The 23,842-nt window shown below is 40.1% G+C and carries 21 protein-coding genes and 1 pseudogene; 9 read left to right on the forward strand and 13 right to left on the reverse strand.

Annotation, left to right across the window (positions count from 1 at the left end; all coding sequences use genetic code 11):
- Positions 1–584, reverse strand: a 584-nt coding sequence (locus CD039_RS12070) for a YdcF family protein (RefSeq protein ID WP_420853093.1), incomplete at its 3' end; no start/stop codon positions are given.
- Positions 585–926: 342 nt separating this feature from the next.
- Between CD039_RS12070 and CD039_RS07745 the strand changes: the two genes are divergently transcribed.
- The gene (locus tag CD039_RS07745; protein WP_103371833.1) at positions 927–1,382 is read left to right on the forward strand and encodes a MarR family transcriptional regulator TcaR; all 456 of its coding nucleotides are present in this window, start codon (positions 927–929) and stop codon (positions 1,380–1,382) included.
- A 992-nt stretch (positions 1,383–2,374) separates the two neighbouring features.
- Here CD039_RS07745 and CD039_RS07750 read toward each other — a convergent pair.
- Both CD039_RS07750 and CD039_RS07755 read right to left on the reverse strand, forming a co-directional pair.
- On the reverse strand, positions 2,375–3,043 hold the full coding sequence (locus CD039_RS07750) for an ABC transporter ATP-binding protein (RefSeq protein ID WP_103371834.1): 669 nt from the start codon (positions 3,041–3,043) through the stop codon (positions 2,375–2,377).
- Entirely contained in the window at positions 3,043–4,101 is a 1,059-nt protein-coding gene (locus CD039_RS07755) for an ABC transporter permease (protein WP_103371835.1), read from the reverse strand. The genes CD039_RS07750 and CD039_RS07755 overlap by 1 nt, the downstream gene beginning before the upstream one ends.
- A gap of 145 nt (positions 4,102–4,246) precedes the next feature.
- Between CD039_RS07755 and CD039_RS07760 the strand changes: the two genes are divergently transcribed.
- Positions 4,247–4,924 carry a response regulator transcription factor gene (locus CD039_RS07760; protein WP_103371836.1) on the forward strand — a complete coding sequence of 226 codons (678 nt, stop codon included), beginning with the start codon at positions 4,247–4,249 and terminating at the stop codon, positions 4,922–4,924.
- Positions 4,917–6,287 (forward strand): HAMP domain-containing sensor histidine kinase, encoded by a 1,371-nt coding sequence (locus CD039_RS07765; RefSeq protein WP_103371837.1) that lies wholly within the window; start codon positions 4,917–4,919, stop codon positions 6,285–6,287. The genes CD039_RS07760 and CD039_RS07765 overlap by 8 nt, the downstream gene beginning before the upstream one ends.
- Before the next feature lie 762 nt (positions 6,288–7,049).
- On the opposite strand, the gene mqo is transcribed toward CD039_RS07765, so the two are convergent.
- Positions 7,050–8,531 (reverse strand): malate dehydrogenase (quinone), encoded by a 1,482-nt coding sequence (mqo, locus tag CD039_RS07770; RefSeq protein WP_103371838.1) that lies wholly within the window; start codon positions 8,529–8,531, stop codon positions 7,050–7,052.
- Between the two features lie 360 nt (positions 8,532–8,891).
- On the opposite strand from mqo, the gene CD039_RS07775 reads away from it, so the two are divergent.
- Together CD039_RS07775 and CD039_RS07780 are read left to right on the forward strand one after the other, a co-directional pair.
- On the forward strand, positions 8,892–10,040 hold the full coding sequence (locus CD039_RS07775; RefSeq protein WP_103371839.1) for a glycosyltransferase family 4 protein: 1,149 nt from the start codon (positions 8,892–8,894) through the stop codon (positions 10,038–10,040).
- A gap of 97 nt (positions 10,041–10,137) precedes the next feature.
- A complete protein-coding gene (locus tag CD039_RS07780; protein ID WP_103371840.1) occupies positions 10,138–11,817 on the forward strand; it encodes a CDP-glycerol glycerophosphotransferase family protein in 1,680 nt (559 codons plus the stop codon).
- Positions 11,818–11,895: 78 nt separating this feature from the next.
- Here the strand turns inward: CD039_RS07780 and CD039_RS07785 are convergent, their stop codons facing one another.
- On the reverse strand, positions 11,896–12,417 hold the full coding sequence (locus CD039_RS07785; RefSeq protein ID WP_103371841.1) for a GNAT family N-acetyltransferase: 522 nt from the start codon (positions 12,415–12,417) through the stop codon (positions 11,896–11,898).
- A 186-nt stretch (positions 12,418–12,603) separates the two neighbouring features.
- On the opposite strand from CD039_RS07785, the gene tatA reads away from it, so the two are divergent.
- Together tatA and tatC are read left to right on the forward strand one after the other, a co-directional pair.
- Complete coding sequence (gene tatA / locus CD039_RS07790; RefSeq protein WP_103371842.1) at positions 12,604–12,834, forward strand: twin-arginine translocase TatA/TatE family subunit; 231 nt, start codon at positions 12,604–12,606, stop codon at positions 12,832–12,834.
- Between the two features lie 16 nt (positions 12,835–12,850).
- A pseudogene (gene tatC, locus CD039_RS07795) lies at positions 12,851–13,546 on the forward strand (twin-arginine translocase subunit TatC); the annotation flags it as partial.
- A 45-nt stretch (positions 13,547–13,591) separates the two neighbouring features.
- Here the strand turns inward: tatC and CD039_RS07800 are convergent.
- The 3 genes from CD039_RS07800 to efeO are packed head-to-tail and all read right to left on the reverse strand — an operon-like array spanning position 13,592 to position 17,359.
- Positions 13,592–15,307 carry an FTR1 family protein gene (locus tag CD039_RS07800; RefSeq protein WP_103371844.1) on the reverse strand — a complete coding sequence of 572 codons (1,716 nt, stop codon included), beginning with the start codon at positions 15,305–15,307 and terminating at the stop codon, positions 13,592–13,594.
- Entirely contained in the window at positions 15,288–16,511 is a 1,224-nt protein-coding gene (gene efeB / locus CD039_RS07805; protein WP_103371845.1) for an iron uptake transporter deferrochelatase/peroxidase subunit, read from the reverse strand. The genes CD039_RS07800 and efeB overlap by 20 nt, the downstream gene beginning before the upstream one ends.
- Positions 16,511–17,359, reverse strand: coding sequence for an iron uptake system protein EfeO (gene efeO / locus CD039_RS07810; protein ID WP_103371846.1), 849 nt, complete (start codon positions 17,357–17,359; stop codon positions 16,511–16,513). The genes efeB and efeO overlap by 1 nt, the downstream gene beginning before the upstream one ends.
- Before the next feature lie 251 nt (positions 17,360–17,610).
- On the opposite strand from efeO, the gene CD039_RS07815 reads away from it, so the two are divergent.
- Together CD039_RS07815 and glcP are read left to right on the forward strand one after the other, a co-directional pair.
- Entirely contained in the window at positions 17,611–18,600 is a 990-nt protein-coding gene (locus CD039_RS07815) for an acrylyl-CoA reductase family protein (RefSeq protein WP_103371847.1), read from the forward strand.
- 551 nt (positions 18,601–19,151) lie between these two features.
- Entirely contained in the window at positions 19,152–20,516 is a 1,365-nt protein-coding gene (gene glcP / locus CD039_RS07820; RefSeq protein ID WP_002472623.1) for a glucose transporter GlcP, read from the forward strand.
- Between the two features lie 357 nt (positions 20,517–20,873).
- Here the strand turns inward: glcP and CD039_RS07825 are convergent, their stop codons facing one another.
- From CD039_RS07825 to CD039_RS07845, 5 genes are all read right to left on the reverse strand, one after another.
- On the reverse strand, positions 20,874–21,275 hold the full coding sequence (locus CD039_RS07825) for a GNAT family N-acetyltransferase (RefSeq protein WP_103371848.1): 402 nt from the start codon (positions 21,273–21,275) through the stop codon (positions 20,874–20,876).
- A gap of 27 nt (positions 21,276–21,302) precedes the next feature.
- Positions 21,303–22,334, reverse strand: a complete 1,032-nt coding sequence (locus CD039_RS07830) for an NAD(P)/FAD-dependent oxidoreductase (RefSeq protein WP_103371849.1) — start codon at positions 22,332–22,334, stop codon at positions 21,303–21,305.
- A gap of 289 nt (positions 22,335–22,623) precedes the next feature.
- Positions 22,624–22,887: a hypothetical protein gene (locus tag CD039_RS07835; RefSeq protein WP_103371850.1), complete on the reverse strand. Its 264-nt coding sequence runs from the start codon at positions 22,885–22,887 to the stop codon at positions 22,624–22,626.
- Positions 22,880–23,218: a hypothetical protein gene (locus CD039_RS07840; protein ID WP_103371851.1), complete on the reverse strand. Its 339-nt coding sequence runs from the start codon at positions 23,216–23,218 to the stop codon at positions 22,880–22,882. Before CD039_RS07840 ends, CD039_RS07835 begins: the two co-directional genes overlap by 8 nt.
- 20 nt (positions 23,219–23,238) lie before the next feature.
- The gene (locus tag CD039_RS07845; protein WP_103371852.1) at positions 23,239–23,841 is read right to left on the reverse strand and encodes a DUF5080 family protein; all 603 of its coding nucleotides are present in this window, start codon (positions 23,839–23,841) and stop codon (positions 23,239–23,241) included.
- Between the last annotated feature and the right edge of the window lies 1 nt (position 23,842).

Below are 23,842 nucleotides of genomic sequence, written 5' to 3' on the forward strand. Positions count from 1 at the left end.
GGCCCTTGACCTCCACTAACTAGAATCTGTGTTTGAGGCTGACGTCGCCATAACGCTAACGTCTTGTCCAGACGCGCCGCAAGCATCGGCGTCACCTGCTCAGTGTAGATCCCCGCTCCCAATATGAGAAAGATATCAGCAGGACGAACGCTTTCACTTTTATCATTATACGCTGAGACCATCGCCACGAAACAACTCAACGCATACAACGCGCTAAGGCCGATAGCAGACAACCATGCAAAGATGACATTCAATCCTATAGGCATCATGCTGATGTAGCGCGTCGCAACCGTGAAGAGTATCGCCCACCCTACGATGCGATACAACCTCCCATAGAACCTTAATCCCACCGCTTGATCGTTGAGCGACCGATGTTTAACATGTAGCAACACTACTTGGACCAAGAGTAAAATGATGAGATCGTAAGGCACTGTCTGAGTCATCACATGATATAGAATAACGGCAAAGCCTAGACAAACATGTAAAATATAAATATTGAGTTGAATCACTTGGCTGATACCGAAATAAATAGCCAGAAACAAGAAGAAACTCATCATGCATAACACAATCGGTAGAAATATCATGGTGCACCTCACTATCTTACATTACAGATTATTAAAAGTTGAAAACGAATCTAGGGCATTAATATTTATCATAGATAGATTTGATTATAATGAAATGTTCCCTATGAACAAGAAGATTTATACGCACACTCACCTCTACTGCGCGTATAGATACAATTAATCACAACTATGCACATAAACTATAGATAGATTCTTTCAACTTATACATTTTATTGATACTATAAAAGTAATATCAACTTCTTAATTGGCTTAATTATAGCAGTTTCTTTAATATTTTGTAAGAAGGTCTCATAGAGACAACCAATAGAAGTTTAACTAATTTCGTCTTTCAGAGGTGCAACTATGGTCAAAAATTTACGTAATCACATAGATTTTATGGGTCAATTTCTCGACGATACCAACCGTTTATTAACACAATTGCTTAAAGATATGAGGGCTTCTTACAACATTTCTAAAGAACAAGAAGAAGTCATAATGTTACTGCACAATGAAGAGGCCTTAACCCTCTCACAAATCACTGAACGTCAAGGCGTGAATAAAGCAGCCGTTAGCCGACGCATCAAGAAACTCATCCAAGCCGGTTTAGTACGTTGGGAGCAATCACAAGAACACACCGATCAGCGTTATAAATACATTACATTGACCGACAAAGGTAATGAATATAGTGAAAAATCACGAAACGTCATCAGCGATATCGTCGGTCAATTATTAAGCGACCTCGATGGTGAAGAAATTGATCTAGCACTTACAGTATTAGAAAAAATTGATAAACGCTTGAAACATTATTTGAATAACTGATACGAATTAGTTTTCAGTGATTTTGACTCTTGCTTGTCTTCTTCATCCCTATCCTTTAAAAAAACAAAGTTTATATCTTTAATTTGTAACATTTTTGATATAAGATTAGACATAGGCGCATTATCTCCTTTTTTATTTGTTTGGTCACTTATAATTATAGAGATAATTGCGCCATTTTTGTATTAAAGACAAAAAATTGGGCTGGGAAGTAAATTCATTTTTACTTCACCAGTCCAATTTATTATAGAACTACAAACTATCCATTAAATCAATTTATATTATTCATCTAACACTTCTCTACGTAATATAGTCTTGATACGATACACGCTCTTCCTAGAAACACTCCATTAAACTAAAAAACGAAAAATAGAGAGTGTGTGTTGATTATAAGGAGAAATTATTACAATGCATTCTAATCCAAAACACATAAAAATGGGTTGGTGTTGCAAGATGAGTGTTCAAGTTATTATTAGGAAGAATTATTAATATATTAAGAAGCTTAGCAATACAAGTAAAGGGGATGGTGCGACTCCTGCAGGAAAAGCATGAGTCTTGAGACTACAGGCTCAAGCCATGCCTGCGGAAAGCGTCGCCATCTCCCAATACGCAGTATTGCAAATTAGTACCACACGTCCTCTTCCTAGAAACACTAAATTAAAACAAAAATAGTAGTGGATGTGGTGATTATGTGATAGGAAATTAGAAGTATATCACTTAATTCGACGTCCTATGCAATACAAGTAAAAGGAGATGGCTGACTCTTGAGGGATTAAGGACGCAGCGAAAATCCATTCATAACGCGCAACAAGCGTTATGAATTAGTTGAGCGCGTCCCCCTAAGAAAGCATGCCATCTCCCAATACGCAGTATTGCAAATTAGTACCACACATCATATTCCTACGAATACAAATTAGTACAAACACCATATTCCCACAAATACAAATTAGTAATACATCCTAAATTACTACACAACACATTTTACCAGTCACACATCACTTATCACTAACCAACTGACCATCCTCAAGATAAATCACACGATCCGCATAATCAAACAAACGCTGATCATGAGTAATCATAATCCCCACCATATTCATATCATGAATATAATCACGAATCATCTCAACCACATCCGTCGCACGACTCGCATCCAAGCTCGCAGTCGGCTCATCCGCAAGAATAATCTTCGGATGATTCATAAACGCACGCATAATCGCCACACGCTGCTTCTCACCACCAGAAAGACTATTCGGATACACTTTCAAGCGATGACTCAAACCAATCTCATCCAACAACTGACGCGCTCGCTTCTGAGCATCACCTTTAGACATGCCCGCTTCACGCCCCACTGTAACCAACTGTTCCTCTACAGTGAGGTAAGGTACGAGGTGAGACTCTTGGAAGATAAAGCCAATTTCATGGAGTCTCACTGCGCTCGCTTTAGATTGATCAAATAACGGTTGGTCGTTGTATAGAATATCTCCAGAAGACTGACTCAACAAGCCGCCAAGAATCGTTAGTAACGTCGTCTTACCTGAACCTGATGCACCTGTGAGTACTACGAACTCGCCTTCTTTCACATCAAAGTTTAAATCTTTCAATACTTGTGTTTCTGATTCACCTTGGCCGAAGTGTTTTTTTAAATGTTCAATTTGTAAACTCATTAATCTCCGCCTCCTATTGCTTCGATTGGATCAACTTTAAATAATTTGATAAATGAAAGGATTGCTCCGATAAGTCCTACGATGATAAAGATCACTACTACTAAAGTAATGTTTGATGTTGCTAGGTGGAACGGCATACTTACTGGCATAAAGAATGATAAGCCTAATACGAGTAAGAGCGCGATGACCACACCAATGATTGTAGTAATTAGAATTTGACTAACTAATGACATTAATAAATGTTTCGTCTTGATACCAATAGCTTTGAGAATACCAATTTGAGAGATCTTCTGAATCGTCATGACATAGAAGAATGCACTAAGCACAATCGCTGTGATGACAAATAAGCTTACGATCATCATCGTTAATGGTGCTTGTTCAGCTTGGTAACTTGGTATTTCCCCGGTAATATCATCTTTATTGTAAATGTTTACATCATCGATTTGTTTCAAGTCATGTTTCTGTTTGCTAGATAAATCTTTGACAGGGTAGAATGTTGCAGTGCCTTTCTCTGATGCGTGTTGGCTAAAGCCGTCGTTACTCATCATAGCGATGGAGCTATGTGAATACATCGTATCGTCGAGTACACCAACGACTTTGACTTTACTGCCATCTTTCAACTTCACAGTGTCACCTTTGTTAATGTCATCTGCTGTGAGTTTTTCGTTAACTGCAATTTCGTTCTTACCTGTTGGATAATGTCCTTCTTTCAACTCAGGTTTCTCTTTTTTCACTGTATTCATTAAGATAACGTCAGATTCGTCGTTACCTTGTTTTAATTTGTCTGATGCGATTTTCATCGGTTTCGCTTTCGTAATATCTTCTATCTTTTGCTGTTGTTTATTGTTGAGCTGTGAGGCTTCGAGTTGCGGTTGTTGCTTATCTTGCATGACATACTGTTCTGCTGACATATTGTCAAGTAATGAGATGTTCTCTCTTCCTAGCGCTTTGGCTAATCCACTGATAAATAAGACCATTAGGCCGAGTAATAATATGATTAACGTAATGAGGATAAATCTAAATTTATAGAACTTCATTTCTTTTAGTGCGAGTTTCATCTTATCCTTCTCCTCCTATCGATTTCTTAATTCTAGTTTATGAGGTATTTGTGAACTGAAGATGAACTTGGTTAAAATAATTCCATGCAAAAGTTGCTGTCTTCTTTTAAAATGAAGATAAAGACGAAAAGAAGGAGAACGTGATATGACGAAATGCCTAGTAGTAGATGACGATCCAAGAATCCTACACTATGTCGCAACCTATTTACAACGTGAAGGTCTCAAGGTCGTCTCTGAATCAAGCGGAGAGGCGGCGTTAGACTATCTTGAAACGAACCAAGTGGATATCGCAATCGTCGATATCATGATGAACGGAATGGATGGGTTTGAACTCTGCGAAACGCTTAAAGAGGATTATGAAGATTTGCCTGTAATCATGTTAACGGCACGCGATGCATTAAGCGACAAAGAACGCGCTTTCCTTACAGGGACAGACGACTACGTAACGAAACCCTTTGAAGTCGAAGAACTCATGTTTCGTATACGCGCGGTATTACGTCGCTATCAGAAAAATGCCGATACGGAAATTCAACTCGGTAACCTCACTTTAAATCAAGCGTATCTTGAAATTGCTGTCGATCAAAAGCGTATGAACCTCCCTAATAAAGAATTCACTCTACTCTTCTTGCTCGCATCTCAACCGAAACAAGTCTTCTCCAGAGAATCGTTAATCGAGAAGATTTGGGGCTTTGATTACGAAGGAGACGAGCGCACAGTCGATGTTCATGTAAAGCGATTACGCAAACGCTTAGACAAACTCGGCGCAAATGTTGTCATTAAGACAGTTCGAGGCTTAGGTTATAAGGTGGTGCAAGATGTTTAAAACATTATACAGTCGCATAGCGATTTACACGATTACTGTGATGCTCATTAGCGCATTGTTAAGCTTTCTACTGACGAACGTGTACTATCACGTCAAACTCAAACCTTCTAATGACGCTAAGATCATGCAGACATTGAAACAAGCACGCAGCTATCAAGATACGTTAAGTGCCGAGCAGACCGACCATTATTTTAAACACCTTGGAGATATGAACTACCAAGTGATGACCGTCAATCAAAGTGGTGACAAGCATTATTACGGCGAGCGCTTTCGTAAAGACAACATCACTCAAAAAGAGATCAATCATGTGCTGAGCGGTCGTGATTACCATGGTATTCGAGATTTGAGATATCATCCGTTTATCACTGGCTTTTTTGAAAATGTGACATCGAATACAGTAGGTGTACAATTCACTACGGATAAAGAAAAACTTGCAGTATTTATGCGTCCTGACATCGGTAAGACGTTTAGTGAATTCAGAGTCTTCTTAGCGGTCTTACTCACGATATTACTGTTGATTTCTATCATTTTAGTCATTTCATCAACTTACTCCATCATCAAACCTGTACAACAGTTGAAGCGAGCGACCCAACAACTCATGCGTGGACGTTTCGATCAACCAATCAAACAAACGAGACAAGACGAGCTCGGAACGTTACAACATCGCTTTGATAGTATGCGCTTGTCACTGAAACAGCTTGACGATATGCGGAGTCATTTCGTACAGAATGTTTCACATGAAATCAAGACGCCACTCACACATATTCATCAACAGCTTGGCCAACTCCAGCAAGCTGAGACGAAAGAGGAGCGCGAATATCATATACAAGAAATCCATCAAATCACATCGCAGTTGAGTAATTTAACGAAAGAACTGTTGTTACTTGCTGAATTAGATAACGGCAACCATTTGACGTTTAATGACACTGTTAAGTTTAACGCGCTCATCACTGAGATTGTGCGCCACCATCAGTTTAGTGCGGATCAGAAAGATTTAGTGATCTTGACTGATTTGGAGGATGTGGAGTCTGAAGGTAATGAGCAGTTGTTATATCAAGCGATTCAGAATTTGATGTCGAATGCGATTAAGTATTCTGAACGTGGTGGTATGATTGAGGTGACGTTGCGTCGCGATGCGGGGCAGGTTGTGATGTCGATTGCGGATGATGGGCAAGGTATTTCCGAGGAGGCTCAGGCGCGGTTGTTTGAGCGTTTTTATAAGATGAGTAGTGATGATACGAGTAATGGACTTGGCCTGGCGATTGCGAAGACGATTGTGGAGTTGCATGGTGGTGTGATTGAGGTTGATAGTGCTGAAGGAGAAGGTACGATGTTTGTGGTGAAGTTGCCTGTTGATGAGTAAAAGTAGTGAGATGTATAGGTAATAATAAGGTGTATAGATATTGACTAGATTGAAATTTATTATTAGTACTAATATGCAATACTGCGTATTGGGGTGGCGACGCTTTCCGCAGGCATGGCTTGAGCCTGTAGTCTCAAGACTCATGCATTTCCTGCAGGAGTCGCGCCATCCCCTTTTACTTGTATTGCGTAGTTTCATTGATGAATATCGTTTGATCTAATATCTTAAAATTATTTCAAATCAACCTCACCACTCTCTCTGTTTGGTAGTTTGATTTGAATGTTATCGTTTCTTGTTAAATTAATACTACTCTATCATTAATACTCCTCTTTTTATTTTTGTGTTAAAAGAGAGTTTCGTTGAAGAAGGAGATTATTATTTCTACTATGGCTACAGTTTGAAGTGAAAACCATTAAACAAATATCTACATAAATAATAGTCTTTACGATAATAATTCAAAATGAATTACAGAAAAATACTTAAATATGAATTTATTCACAGTAATAAAAACTTTAGGTAGTAGTCATAAAAATCTTTTATTACCTATATTTCTAATTCGCAGAAGATGTTTCGACACGCTTGAGGGATCACGGCTGCAATGAAAATCCATTTTTTCGAGCTATTTGAGCGAGAAAAAATTAGTTGAATGCAGCCCCCTAAGCAAGGAAGAAATCATCTTCAAGAATTGTTGAAATTTCAACTTCTCACAAGCAAAGGGAAGCGCAATGGTACGAGACCACTGCGCTTCCCTATTTCTATGAATTAATCAATTTTAAGATTTTTCTTCACATCTTCATTCACTTTGTCGTAAAGCTCTTTGTTTTCGCTTAATTTTTGACTGAATGAAGGAATCATTTTCTTGATTTCTGGTTCCCATTTTGCGAAGTCATTTTTAAAGCAACGTTTAAGCAAGTCTAACATGATATCTACTGCTGTTGATGCACCTGGTGATGCCCCGAGTAATGCAGATAGTGTACCGTCGTCTGAAGTGACAACTTCAGTACCGAATTGGAGGTTACCTTTGCTGTCTTCAGTGTCTTTGATGACTTGTACACGTTGACCTGCGACTACGACTTCCCAATCTTCGCTCTTCGCATTTGGAACGAATTGACGTAAGTCGTTCATACGTTCTTCATCAGATAACAATAATTGAGAAATTAAGTATTTCGTTAAGTTAAATTCTTTCACACCTGCAGACAACATTGTGATGATGTTATTTGGTTTCACTGATTTGAATAAGTCTAAGTTTGAACCTGTCTTCAAGAATTTAGGTGAGAAACCTGCGAACGGGCCGAAGAGTAGTGAGCGTTTGCCGTCAATATAACGCGTGTCTAAGTGAGGCACTGACATCGGTGGCGCACCTACTGCAGCTTTACCGTACACTTTTGCATTATGTTTTTTCGCAACTTCTTCTTTATTACATACTAGGAAGATACCGCTAACTGGGAATCCACCGATATGTTTAGATTGTTTGATACCTGTGTTTTGTAGCAGTTTAAGACTCGCACCGCCAGCACCGATAAAGACGAAGTCAGATTCAATCACGTGTGTATCATTTGTGTTCAAGTCTTTGACCTTAACTTTCCATGTGCCGTTGCGACGTTGGCTGAGGCTTTGGACTTCATGTTTAAAATGAAGGTCAACGCCCTTCTTGTCACTTAAGTTACTGAATAATTTGCGTGTTAACGCACCAAAGTTTACGTCTGTACCTGTCTTGTCATAAGTCATAGCCATTGGTACATGTGAAGTGCGTCCTTCCATCATAAGTGGTGCCCATTCAGCAATCTTCTCTTTATCATCTGTGATTTCCATATTGCTGAACAATGGACTTTCCTTGATTGTCTTCACACGACGTTTAAGGAAGTCGACGTTGCGTACACCTTTAACGAAACTCATGTGTGGTACTGGGCGAATGAAGTTCTCAGGTGAAGAGAGTTCGCCGTTACTTACTAAGTGACTCCAAAATTGTTTAGAAATTTGGAATTGCTCGTTGATCTTAACTGCTTTCGTAATATCGATTGAGCCATCTTTTTGTTCTTTCGTATAGTTCAACTCGCAAAGTGCTGAGTGTCCAGTCCCCGCATTGTTCCATGCGTTTGAACTTTCTTCAGCTGGTTCGGATAAGCGTTCGAACATTTGAATTTCTTTCTCTGGAGCTAACTTTTTCAACAATGTACCTAATGTTGCGCTCATGATGCCGCCACCAATTAAGATGACGTCTGTTTTGCTATGTTTTGTAGCCATAACAAATACAGTCCCCCTTCTAAATATGTTTATAGAAACGTTGAGTTAATTGATGGCTCAAACGCGTTATTGAGCTACAACTTAACGATTTCTACAACTTGCCATTAGATGTGTAAGCACTTACATACTATGGCATAAATTTATTCATTTACACTTCTAATTATATACGTTATTGTCTTGTGAAAAAAGAGTCTAATGTAAATCTACGCAAAATATATGTTTAACCATCTCGTTGTGCCTCAGTTAAAAGACGACACGCTCGCGCTTTAACTGACTTTCGTTCTCACTTGTTCTATTTATTAACTATTTTGTGAACATGATATAATGGCAGTTAAGCACGAATCATTGGAGGAATACCTTGTGAAGTCGATTACGATACTCATGCATAATATCTTTGCGATGGGGGGCACTGTTAAGGCAGTGACCAACTTAGCTAATCAGCTTGCTGAGCGAGGCCACCCCGTACATATCATTTCCATATTTCAAGGTGCGCAACGCCCTTATTTTACCATCCATCCCAACATCAAAGTCACATCACTCGTCAACTATAGATTACGGCCACAGAATATCACATCTATTCTCTATAATCGTTTACATAAATACATGGGGCTCGCAAAACCGCGTATCATCTCACAACACGAACCAGGTCGCCAACAGTTTAACCGTCACGTTGAACGTCGACTCATTCAAGCATTACAACGTGTTGAGACTGATGTGCTTATTAGTACACGTGCAAGCTTTAACATAATGACTGCACAGTATGCACCTGAGTCTGTAGAGAAGATTGGTATGGAGCACATGAACCTCGCTGCGTACCCTGATGCGTACCAACGCGAGATGCTAACGGCGTATCAAGATTTAGATAAATTAACTGTTCTGACTTCGAAAGATCAAGTAGCTTATCAAGCAGAGCTAAACACGCCTGTATATGTCATTCCTAATATGATTGATGAGCCACGCCTCAATGTGGAACGCCAGAATGTTATCGTTGCAGCTGGCCGTTTAGAGTATGAAAAAGGCTTCGACCTGCTCATTGAGAGTATTAATGAAGCGCAAGAGACACTCCGAGAACACGGTTATCAAGTGCATATCTATGGTAATGGACAAGAGAAAGATCATCTTTATGATTTCATTCACCAGTATCAGCTCAGTGATTTGATTCAACTCCAAGAACCCACATCTCAGTTAGCTCAAGTCCTCGCTTCAAGTAGAATAACTGTCGTGCCATCACGTAATGAAGGGTTTGGCATGGTAATTCTGGAAGCAATGAATCAAGGCAGTATCGTTCTAAGTTATGACGGAACGACGGGGCCTGCATCACTGATTACCAATCAAGAGAATGGCTACCTTCTGCCACAAGCCGATACGGGTGCTTTAGCTAGACAACTCGAGTCACTCATCCAACACCCTGAACAATGCGAATCGATTCGTGAACAAGGCTTTAATACAGTAGAGAAGTTTGCGCCATCTCAAGTCTATAACCTTTTTAACCAAATGATTGAAGAGTGAGGCCTTGCTAGCGTATGTCAACAGTAGGTCAAGCTTTAATGTCTTCCGAGAAGCGTGGTATGATGTAATAAATAACTTGTGAGTAGAGGGATAAATTATGATAAAACGTATCCAGTTAGATGATTGGTCAACTTTAGAGTCACAACTTGAAACATTGCAACAGAAATCGTACACACACTTTATCATCGAAGATTCACGTATCGAAATTGACGAAGACATGCTCGAAGCCGTGCAACTCCAACCTCAAACGATGATTGTAGATTATACAGTCGACGGCAAGTATATCAATGAAGGACAATGTTTCAGTACAGCGCAGGGACATTTTAACGCTTGGATGAATAATAATAATCATTGTCCTAACGTGATCTTCCATATTGAGACAGCCTTAAGCATTCTCAAAGACTATCATGTCGATCACTTATTCGACTTAGCATTACTGAACTTACTCAACAATGATGCTGCAGTAGACAGTCATGTCGTTTTTAACTTTACTGATACCTTTACGACAAGCGCGGGTTTATGGGACATTATTCAAGAACACGATTACGAGCCAACGACGCGAATGTTACTCAACGTATTGGCATACGAACACCGTCGTTCATTACCTTATCGCAGTAAGCAAACTGAGGTCCCTGAAGATGTTCGTCCTGAGCATCAATGGTTACGACGCTTCGGGTTCAAGGCGCCCCACTTTTTATACAACATCAAACAGCAACGTGCGTTGAAACAGTTTAAAAATGAAGCGTATATTTACGAGAAAGACGCTTCGAAAGTGCAGGACCATATCGTTGTGCTTGGCCCTAATTACCAATTCCGTGGCAATACACGTTATTTATTTAACTATCTCGCAAAGCATAATTCGAAGACGCCCGTCTATTTCATCACGAATGATGTTAAGGGTCCTAATTTCTTAACGCCAGAGACGAAAGAAACGGTTAAGATGATTGAAACGGCGAAAGTGGTTATTCTCGAAGATCTAATACCAAGTGATTTGCATCCTAATGGGAAGATCATTCAACTGTGGCATGGCACGCCTATTCAAAGACGCTTCTTAGATCGCTATGACGTATTATCTATGCACCCTCGGGAACGTGCAGTTCAATTTAACAAATGGCGTCAACAAGACTATCTCGTGTGTGATACGGAAGCGAGTGAACCTTACTTTGAAACTGCATTTCCATCACAACATCTCGATTTCGTGACCTGTGGTTATCCGCGTGTACGATATTTATTTGACAAAGTGACTGACAAGCCCTATTTATCCTTTATTCGCCAAGAACTTAAGCTCGATTCCAACAAACCCACATTACTTTATGTCCCAAGTCGTCACACTGGTAAAGCAGATGACGCCTTACTTCCAATCAGTGACGGCTTGGTCAACAAATATAACGTCATTTATCGTCCGCATCCTGAGAGTGAAGGTCCTGATGAACTCGAACATGCCATTTCTGCACCAAGCAACCTCGAAACACAGGATTTAATTCTCGTAGCTGATATAGTACTAACTGACTATACTTCACTTATCTTTGATGCTTTAGCTACTGGTAGGACGGTCTGCCAGTATACACCAAATCAAGATGAGGTTGATAAGCATAGCGGTGTATACGATGATGTGATGCAATCACTTTCAACAGTACGTTATAGTGATGCGAAAGCATTACACAATGATTTAATTAGTCATCAAATGACCGAGTTGAAATCCAATCCATATGTACGTGAGACAAACCCATCTTATGAACAAATTGGAATGTTGATTCAATCTATAATGAAACGTTAGATAATCACACGATATAAAGGTAAAAGCGGAACTGAAATGGAATGCAATTTCAGTTCCGCTTCTATTAATACTTATAACCTAATAATCCAACACTTTCTCCATCACTAAATCATGATCTACGACATCGCCTGTGCGAAATTCATGTGTACCTGTTTGTCGAAAGCCTTGACGTTGATAGAATTGCACGGCATAATCATTTTCTTCCCATACACCTAACCAAATCTTCGGTTTCTGCAATTCACGTGCCTTCTCTTCTGCCAAGCTAATGATTTCCTTGCCACGGCCACCCTTTTGCGCATGTGGCAACAAGTAAATACGTTGAACTTCAAGGTAATCCTCACCCATTGGTTCTGTCTGCGCTGAACCTATATTAAATTTAAAGTAACCCACGATGTCGTCATCCTCCATATAATAGTAGAACCACGACTCAGGATTGTCTAACTCCTCAAGCAAGACCTCTTCACTCAAGCTCTCTTCGAAATAACGCTGAAAGTCTTGTTCTGTATAATACGCATCTTTAAATGTTTCTTTAAACGTGTATTGCGCCAGTTCACTTAACTGCGCTACATCTGACTTCTTTACTACAACAAATTCGCCCATTCTCAATCCCCTTACTTTCATAGTATCCTTATTATACTCAAATTGATGGGTCGCACAATATGAATAACGTTAATTTATTACCCACTTTGCGTAAAATTAATGACATTTCCCAAATAAATATTGATAATATTTCTCAACTAGAATATAGTTAAAGAAAAAATACAAAACTGAAAAGAGGAAACCACTATGGAACACCTATTCATCCTTGGCATGACAGGACCTACAAGCCTCGTCATTATTAGTATTATCGCGCTCATTATCTTTGGACCTAAGAAACTCCCTCAATTTGGCAAAGCAATTGGAGATACATTACGTGAATTTAAATCTGCAACGAAACACATCGATGATGAAGAAGACTCAGATTCTTTAGAAACACCCAGTAGACCTTCCAAACAACAACGTAAGTCATCCAAATAATTATACGTTATTCGAACATTTCGATGAGTTGAGACGACGTTGTATCGCTATACTCATCTTCATTAGCATCGCGTTTGTAGGAAGTTACTTTACTTCACATTGGTGGCTGCCATCCTTCATTCACCTCATTACGCCTGGTAAGGTCTTCCTACATACCTTTAGCTATACTGAATTGATTCAACTCTACATCAAAGTCATCTTCTTCGTGAGTGTATGTATCAGTTCACCATTCGTGTTCTATCAGATATGGCGCTTTATTGTGCCCGGACTGCGACAACACGAACGTAAATTCGTCTGGCGCTATAGTTTAGGGTCACTCATCCTATTCGTATGTGGTATCTTACTGAGTTACTTTCTCGTCTTTCCCTACATTATTCAGTGGTCCTATCGATTGGCTGTCGTGATGCACATTCAACCCGTGATAGGTATGCGACAATATTTAGCTGAACTCATCAGATGGTTGCTGACCTTTGGCGTGTTGTTCCAAATACCTATCATCTTACACGGACTCGCTTACTTTCAGATCTTTGATGTCACTAAATATCGCCATTATCGCAAATATATTTATTTTATCAGCTTTGTCTTGGCAAGTGTCATCGCGCCACCAGATCTCATGCTTAACATCATTTTGACCTTGCCCATCGTCGTTTTATTTGAACTGAGTATGGTGCTCGTACGTTGGACAAACCATCCCCACGCTTCACACAAATAACCAGTTACAGATGAGGAACATTCCTTTCTATAACTGGTTATATTTTTATTGTTCTGTTCTTTTAGCTAACGTGAGATAGATACCAATTGCGAGGAGCAACACAACCTGAGCTCCTATTGACTCGATCGTCGGGTACCAGCCAATCCAGCTGAGGGTTGGCACTCCTGGTAAGTCGTGTCTAGGAATGATATGGAGCAATTGTAATTTCTGCACACTCATTCCTAGCATTTTAAAAGTCATAATAAACAAAATAATAGTAAGGACTTTAAAAATATAATGTAACGGAATCAATTTCACAATATAGCGATACAACAGGCCGAAAATCACGAGTATGACGATCGCATAAGCAATGCCTGACACGAACTGCCACGCGGTAATGTTGCCAATCATACCGAGGTAGAACACAATCACCTCGACGCCTTCACGTAGCACAGTAATCAATCCAATTACACCGAGCAAGATGAGATTATTGCGCTGCATCGCACTTTGATAAATCTGTTCAACCATCGCATTCCAACGTGCTGCACTCGAACGGCGATGCATCCACAGGCCGACGATAAACATTAGAATCACGGCAACAATACCCAGACCCGCTTCCATACTTTCTCTCAACACACCCGTTTCACCTAACAGATGAATAAATAAGAGCGCGATACCTAAACTCAATAAACCACCTAGAATCGCACCATTGATGATACTTGTTGTTCCGCGACGGTCCTTCATCTCACGCGTCATCGTCGTGAGCGTCATAATGATGAGTAGCACTTCCAAACCTTCACGTAAGAAGATCAGCATGACATCAAGCGATGTATAATGTTGAACTTGAATTGTATCTGCGATGCCTTTATTCAGTTCGATAAGCCCTTGCTTCACATCATCTTTCGTCTTCTCACTTAGAATCCCTTGGTAATATGGAATTTGATTCTCGATTTGTGTATACAAACCGATATTTTTAGTTTGAATGTCACCTTCAACATAAGGCCAAATCTTCACAAACTGTGTGAGCGCCGCATCCGCTTTGTCGAGTTGATCATTATCAATCGCACGTATCGCTTCATCAAGTTGTTCATTTAACTGACTCGGTTGATATTTCCCTTTATCTTTCGAGGATGTCGTTTGATCCGCACTATTGATAGACGATTGGAACGTACTCCAAGCACGCTCGACCTTTGAAGTATCTAGTGGTTCTTTCTCAATCGCCACCCGCAACTGCATCAGTCCGACTTCAATCTCGCCATACTTTCCTACATCTTTGTTACGAATGACCGATTCATGATTCTTCCACACTGAATTCACTTCACTATTTAGTGATTTCAATTTCTCTTGATCTTTATTCTTGATCGCAGTAGTAAAATCCTTATCCTTCCCTTTAATGGCTTCTTTGAGCTGTTTAATTTCACCACTATCATCTTTTTTATTTACTTGTTGTTCGTAGTCAATCAACGCTTTCGTCAAATCACTGTATTGTGTGGTTGTCTTTTTAGATGAAGCTGTGACGTCAACACCGTCTAACGCTTTCTGCACTTCTTGGCCCTTTTTTGAATTATTCACTTTTAAAGCATCGATTTGCTTTTTAACGTGCTTCAAATCCTCTTGTTTCGTCTTCTTCGATGTGTGACTGTCATCTAAATGTTGTTTCGCATCTGTAATCGCCGCATAAACGTCACTAAAGGAAGTCTCTTCAGCCATACGCGCTTGTCCTACACAAAGCGTCATGACAAATAGTGAGATGAGGAATGCTTTAATTAAATAACGTCTCACCGAGATAACCTCCCTTACGCACGCCTGGTAACATCAAGAAGAGGCCGGAACCTCGATGTGTAATATATTCATTTAACTTATCGACATTGCCAAGTTTGTTCTGAATATCAATAAATTGCTGCGGATCTTTCTGAAAACTAATAAACAGTAAACCTGTATCATAGTTCCCAGTCTCATCACTCGTGCCACGCATGTAATTGTAAGCACGACGGAGAATATGCGTGCGCGCCTCTTTCGCCAAACGCGCATGGGCATCAGCTGGAATCATCGGTTGTCCAGTACTGTCTTTCGCATCTAAATCAAGTTCATCGAATTCATCTTTTTTACCAATCGGGGCGCCTGAGTGTCGGTGTCGACCAAAGGTAGCTTCTTGCTCCTCAAGTGCCGTACGATCCCACGTTTCGATGTGAATTTGAATCTTACGCAACACGCAATACGTCGCATGTTTCGCCCAACCTTCATCAATAAACACGTAATCTTTATAGTCTTTCGTTGAACGCGGATTCTCTGTCCCATCTTTAAAAGCCATAATATTGCGCGGCGTTTCTTTCGGCTTCCCTGAGACGAAACCTGTTTCTGACCAACGTACTTTTACCGTATCTAAAAACGGACGGATCAAGTTGTGAATCGCATGAAAAGCGACTTGCGGGTCATCAGCACAGGCTTGTATCATAATATCTCCACCTGTATACGCCTTCTGTAACTGATCGCGAAAAAAATGAGGTAAGTCTTTCCAACTCTTAAGTTTCTTATGGTCTAGCTTCAACTTAGACATAAAACTACTACTCACGCCAAAGGTCAAAGTTAAGCGGCTCGCATCAATGCCGACCACTTCCCCTGTATCAATCGGAGGCAACAAGGTATTATCGGAATTTTTACCAACCACATCCCCCTGCATCATCGCTTCAGAATACGTCGTCCATTGCTTAAACATCTTCTTTACTGCAGCCACATCTTTCGTCTTTAAATCAAGTACAGCCAAATTTAAATTCTTCTGATGTGGCGTGGTGATACCTGGCTGAACTTTCCCATGAAACTGGTAAGATTGATGCGGTTCGTCTTCAGGAGTATCGAACGCCGACTTAAACGACCATACCCCGCCTACACCACTTGCGCCAATCGCTACACCTGCACTGCCAATACCTAACATTTTGAGAAAAGACCGACGTGAGTATGTCGGTCTTGTGTCGTTATTATGTGTCATTATTGATTAACCTTAGCCATTTGACTCAATGGTTCACCAAGTTCGTTAACCGCGTCCGCAAATTCCTTACGTTGCGCTTTTGAAACTTCTTCATATGACTTGTAGCCATCATCTGTCTTGAATTTATCGAGTAAACCATTCACTTTCGCAAATTTCTTCTCTAATTTGTCGCTTAACTTTTTATCTTTCTTCTCTAATGCAGGTTTAAACAGTTCGTAAATCTTTTGCGCACCTTCAATATTGGCTTTGAAGTCGTACAAGTCTGTGTGAGAATAAATTTCTTCTTCACCTGATACTTTAGAAGTCGAAACCTCGTTCAAGAGATCGACAGAACCTTGAAGCATTAACTTCGGCGTAATGTCTAACGTATCTGCTTTCGCGTGGAGTTCCTTCGCATCCTTCAACAATTGATCGGCATCTTTCTTCGTAGTGTCTGTAATTGCTTTGCGTTCGTAAAGATCACGTTCAACCTTATGGTAACCTGTCCATTCGTCCGCTTTCTTCTCTTCTTCCATATCTGCAAGACGCGCATCAATCTTCGGATCTAAATCGCCAAACGCTTCAGCTACAGGTTCAGAACGCTCATAGTACATACGCACTTTCGGATACAATTCTTTCGCCTTGTCCATATCCTCTGCTTTCACAGCTTTAACGAAATCTTCAGTCCCTTTCAAGAATTTATCCAATTCTTTACTAGTGTAAGACTTGTAATCTTTCGTCGCTTGTTTCAACTCAGACTTCACATCACTGTCTTTCGAGCTATCTTTGTTGTCTTTGTGATCATCATTTGACCCACACGCACCAAGTAGTAACGCTGAAGAGAGTAATACTGCTGATAGTTTTTTCATGTTGCCACCTCATATCTTAAATTTTAGTTGCTAATTGCTAACACTTTATCATTTGATAATCATTTTCAATTAATTATAAAATGCTTTCTCATCCCCGTCAATATCGTGTTTATACTTTTCGTAAAATTGACTTATTTTAACTGTAAAATGGTCAAAAGTCGTCCCTAAATCAATACGCAAACTAATTGAGTCCACTGAGTCGAAGTGGTACATTGGCGTTATACATTACTATAGGTAAAGGGGTGCCAGAAATGTCCGAAACATTTAAAGCTTATGTCGTAAATCAACAAGATGGCGAATTCTCTAAAGGCTTTCAAGACTTCACTACCGACGACCTACCTGACGGCGATGTCTTGATCAAAGTGAAATATTCAGGTATTAACTACAAAGATGCCCTAGCAACGACTAAAGACAATAAGATTGTACAAAGTTATCCAATGGTACCAGGTATCGATTTGGCTGGTGTCGTTGAACATTCCGACACTCCTGCGTTTGAAGCTGGCGACGAAGTCATTGTGACAGGCTATGATCTCGGCGTGAGTCATTATGGCGGTTTCAGTGAATATGCCCGAGTTGACGAAGATTGGATCGTGAAGAAACCGAAAGATCTCACACTCGAAGAAGCGATGATCTATGGTACTGCTGGCTTTACGGCTGGTTTAGCAATTGAGGAGTTAGAGCACAACGGTCTCTCCGTTGAACGTGAAAGCGTGCTTGTACGTGGGGCGACAGGCGGCGTGGGCACATTGGCGATGATGATGTTAGATTCCATCGGTTATGATGTCATCGCAAGTACAGGTAAAGATGACGTAGCAGATAAGCTAAAAGCGTTAGGTGCGAAAGAAGTCATCCCACGTATCGAAGACTATGACAAGAAGCCACTAGCAAAACGTCAATGGCAAGCAGCAGTGGATCCAGTTGGTGGTTCAAGTCTTGCTCAAGTACTCAAGCAACTCCACCACAATGGTAGTCTCGCCTTGATTGGAATGACAGGTGGCAATTATTTCGAAAGTAGTGTCTTCCCATTCATCTTAAGAGGTGCGAATATTATCGGTATCGATTCCGTCACTGCATCAATGAAGATGCGTACGAAGATTTGGCGGCGACTCGCGAAAGACTTAAAACCTGACCAATTACACGATATTAAGACGACGATTTCATTTGATGATCTTGAAGACTACGTAGATAAAGTACTGCAACATGACAACTCCGGTCGAATCATTATCAAATTTGATGACTAATACGAACCAATCCGCATTAATCCCGTTCGTCACTCAATTGCAATAGATATTGTTTAGGCTGGCGTTAAGTGTGAATTGATGCGACGCACTGCAATTGTTATTGACGTTCAAACGGGACTTGTGCAATTCCTATTGGAGTTCGGATGGAACTTGTGTAATTCCGGCCGACTTCCAAACAGATTTGTGTAATTCACTGCAATCTTGGCTATGTGTAGGCCGGGGTTGCAGTTTTTTTATAGTTGGAAATAGAGTGCATTGAGAGTTAGAGAGTAAGCTCTAGATACGGTTTTATGGTATGCGCTAAAGTGGAACGAGGGATGTGCTGAGCAGAAAGTCTTATGTAAGGCTTTAAAGACGAAATAATGCGGCAACTCTCGCAAGCAAAATTTTAATTCTTGTGAGGTTGTCGCTAACCAACCTGGTATTACTATAAAGTTCATCCAAATTATGATAAATTACCGACAAATTGCCACCGAAACGTATATAATTATTTACAGTTTTTTTATGAAAGCGTATACTTTACTTGTCTAAATTGACAGGAGGTACATAATATGGGAGTTAAAATAAATAAAAAGCTCATCTTCTTCCTAGGTGCCCTAGGAGGTTTGCTTTACGGTTATGATATGGGTGTCATCTCTGGTGCCTTACTCTTCATCAAAAATGATATTCCATACTCAAGCTGGACGGAAGGGTTTATCGTTTCAGCTATGTTAATCGGGGCGATCTTCGGTTCTGGTGTCAGTGGCCCAGTTTCTGATAGATTAGGTCGTCGTCGTGTTGTTTCAATCATTGCGATTATTTATATCGTAGGTGCGTTAATCCTTGCCTTAGCCCCTACTGTCTCAGTATTAATTATTGGGCGCTTTATCATCGGTCTTGCGGTAGGTGGTTCTACTGCTATCGTTCCGGTTTATCTTTCCGAGATGGCGCCAACAGAACATCGTGGTTCACTCAGTTCGTTAAACCAATTGATGATCACAATTGGTATCTTAGCATCTTACCTCGTTAACTACGCCTTCACGCCAATTGAAGGTTGGAGATGGATGTTAGGTTTAGCGGTCGTACCATCACTCATTTTACTCATCGGAGTGGCATTTATGCCTGAAAGTCCACGTTGGTTACTCGAACACCGCAGTGAACAGGCAGCGCGTGACGTGATGCGCTTAACATTCCCAGAACACGAAATTGACAAAGAAATCGCTGACATGCGCGAAATCAGTCGTGTCTCTGAAAGCACAATGAAAGTGTTAAGCTCACCTTGGTTACGTCCGACAATCATCATCGGCTGTATCTTTGCGCTATTCCAACAAATTATAGGTATCAATGCGATTATTTACTATGCGCCGCGTATCATTAGTAAAGCGGGTCTAGACGAATCTGCATCTATCCTAGGTACAGTGGGTATCGGTACTGTTAACGTACTCATCACAATCGTTGCGATATTTATCATTGATAAGATTGACCGAAAGAAACTCCTCGTTACAGGAAACATCGGTATGGTCGCGTCACTCGTGGTCATGGCAGTACTGATCTGGACGATGGGACTTCACTCAGCAGCATGGATTATCATCCTTTGCTTAACGATCTTTATCTTATTCTTTGGCTTCACTTGGGGACCAGTATTATGGGTTATGCTTCCAGAGCTCTTCCCTATGCGCGCACGTGGTGCAGCTACAGGTGTCGCAGCGTTAATCCTATCTATTGGTAGTTTACTCGTTGCACAATTCTTCCCTAAATTAACGGACGTACTACCCGTACAAGAAGTCTTCTTAATCTTTGCGGTCATCGGTATTTTAGCGATTATCTTTGTGGTAAAATACCTACCAGAAACACGTGGTCGTAGCTTAGAAGAAATCGAAGCTGACTTACGTTCAAGAACTTCTGCCACAAATGTTAAAATGGAAGAAGATAAATAATATAAGATTTGAAAAAGGCATTTGAGACGTCAGTCGTGGCGTTCTCAAATGCCTTGTTTTGTGTTGGAAGTTGTAGGTTCGAATGCTGGGAGGTACGTTCGAATATGATGTAAATTTTGTGGCGCCTGACTATTCTTCAACCGTTGATATTTAAGCGCTGGACTCACTTATTCTGTTAAGCGTATTGTTTTGGATGACCGTATGAATTGGACGGACTTTATTTCACTCGTTCGATTGACTGGATCCTCCTTGGGCATTTAGCGTTTTCACTTAAACAGTTTATGTTCCACTAAAAGTAAGGGAAACGTTTTTACATAAACAATTCACTCACTTATCCCATGCCATTTTATCCACACATTAATACTTCTTAAACATACCGGCAGAATGCGGCTCAGTATAATCAAAGGCAAACTGACGGTAGAGCTCATCAGCAGGATAATCGGCCATCAGACTCACATACGTGCCCGCTTCAGCGATCCTACCGATATAGTGCATAACCTCACGCATAATTAACTTGCCATATCCTCGTCCCTGATACTTAGGGTGAACAACGATATCTACCACCTGCAAGGCCGTGCCACCGTCACCAATCACACGACCTAGACTAATGAGTTGCTGCTCACTATAAAGCGCTACAGTAAACAGCGCGTTGGGTAGCCCTTTGCGTGCAGCAGCCAGTGATTTCGTACTCATACCCGCTACCTTACGCAAATCACAATACGCTTTAGGCTCAGGTGGTTCATGTTTAAGATGAATCATTGCGCTCCCTCCTCGATTTAGATTAAATTATAGATACTTCTGCATAATCACTTCGTTAGATTCTTTAAACACATCGTTATGACTTGAGACGTAACCTTCACTATTCGCATCGGGCTCGATATATTGTTTCGCTAAATTAGCCGCATTTCCTGCATCACTAAAAGCACTCGCGATAAGGTGTACTTTCGCATCGGGGGCAACGATATCTCCGCACGCATAGATTCCTGGCACACTCGTAGACGTATTACCGAAGCCTTTCACACGATATTCGTCATACATATCTAACTGTGCTTGAGATGATTGAAGCAAGCTGTTCTCCATATCAAAGCCGTGACTGATAATCACTTCATCGAAATGTTCCGTACGTTTCTCACCAGTCTCTAAATTCTCTAACACGACTTGATCGATACGCGTTTGCGATTGATTACCAATTAATTCCGTAATATGCGTATTCGGAACTTTACGCACATTTAAATCGTCCAATTTATCTCGGACCGCTTCGTAACCCTTAATCTCAGACTTACGATAAATCAAAGTGACAGACTTCGCATAGCCACTTAAATCATTCGCCCAATCGAGTGCGGAATTTCCTGCACCTGAGATGAGGATATCTTTATCCTTAAACTTGCGTAACGATTGCACCACGTAGTGCAAATTAGTCAGATGATAACGTTCAGCATCTTTAATTTCGAGCGGTTTCGGGTTAATAATTCCATTTCCGATAGCCACAATTACCGCTTTAGACGAATAATGTGTACCATCCTCAGTGATTACTTCGAAGTGACGTTCATCCAACTTCTGAATATCTACTACACGTTGATTAAGCTGCACTTCTGGGTTAAAATACAACCCTTGCTTCACTGTATCTTGAATAATCTCATAACACGGTTTCGGAGCTACGCCACCAATATCCCAAATAATCTTCTCAGGATAGATTTGCATCTTGCCCCCTAACTCACTCTGAACATCCACTATACGCACATCCATACCACGTAGACCTGCATAAAAGCTCGCAAATAAACCAGCAGGGCCTCCACCAATAATCGTTACATCTTTCATAACTTAGCCTCCCAATAACATAGACCTATTCTTAGATTCAGTTATATTATGCTAGAAATGAGAAAGGTTATCAATAAATTGGCGTTGTGAGTGGGTAAGCGGAGAGAAAGCTTATCAATTGAGTGGTGTTCTGTGTGGAGCGAAAAAAGCTAATCAATGATTTGGTGTTTTGTAGGGGAAGAGGATGAGAAGATGAATGGAGTAAATGAGGAGAGTAGCAAAAAACATGAGACTTAAATCGGAATATGGGAGCCGAATTTGAGTCTCATGTTGGTAATATATCCTTATTCTAAACGCTATCTAAACGGTTTGAAATTTGTCGTATTTCCTTTTGAGCTTTGTCTACCCAGTCACCTTTTGCAACTTCATTAAATGAGTTTGCGTAATTTTTACAATGATCTTGAAGAACATCGATAAGTTGATTTAAATCTTTCTTCATTTCATTTTTTAAATCATCTCTTTCGTCCGTTATTTCAGTAGCTGTCGTGGATGAGATGAGGTGTTTTTGCATCGTTTTTCTACCATCCATATTTTCTGAAAGTGCATTACTCATAACGAAACTCCTTATCTAAACTTTCTTCTTCTCTTCTATAGGATTGCCTCAATCCCTTAATTTCATCCTCAATTTCAAGCTTGGTATGTTCAAGCCGCTTCATTTCTTGATCTTTAAATCTTTCAATGTGGTAAAATGCTTTATTATCTGAACTTTGACTGTAATTTCTACGCGCACTTACAGTTAAGTAATCCTCAACTGTTCGATCTACAAAACGTCTTGTCTCTAATATCTGTTCTTCAATAGCACTTATACGTCTTCGGCACTTCTGAACTTTGTGGTCGTAAGTTTCTTCAAGTTGAAGTCGCTTTTGAATTAATTGTTCATCCATATCTATCCCATCCCCTTAAATCAACTCGCTGCGATATTTAATAGTATAAAAGCGAGAAAAATCGTTAAAGGACGAAGTATGTACATACCGAAGATGTTATAACGAATGTATTGAACAATATCAATAATGATATATATAACTATAGCAATAACAGTAAAGAAGTAACACACATTAAGAAAGTCAATAACTTCGTATGATTCCTCAATTGTCATATTATATTCGAACACCATTAAATATAGAGCAGCCATCATCATACACATAAGTCCTCTTACATTTCCGCTCACTATTTTTACAGAAATGACCTGAAGTTCATCTTCAATATCATTCTCTTGCCATTTATGGCTCATCAGTTTCTGTATCTTTATGTATCGAGGCCTTTTACTGAAACTACGAATTGCCAGCCACATATACATGACGACACCTATACCACTAATCAGAATAATGTTCTCTAAAGAATTAGAATCTAGGTTATGAGCCTTAAACATGACAAATAAGATTAACCCAACCACTATTGAGCAAGAAAGAATTGGAAATAAATAACTTCTTTCCTTAATAAGTGCAGCATTGAGATCTAACAAATAACAATATCCAAAAACTAAAATTAGTAATATTATAAATAACATT

The sequence above is a fragment of the Staphylococcus argensis genome (genome assembly GCF_002902305.1).
Classification (GTDB): Bacteria; Bacillota; Bacilli; order Staphylococcales; family Staphylococcaceae; genus Staphylococcus; species Staphylococcus argensis.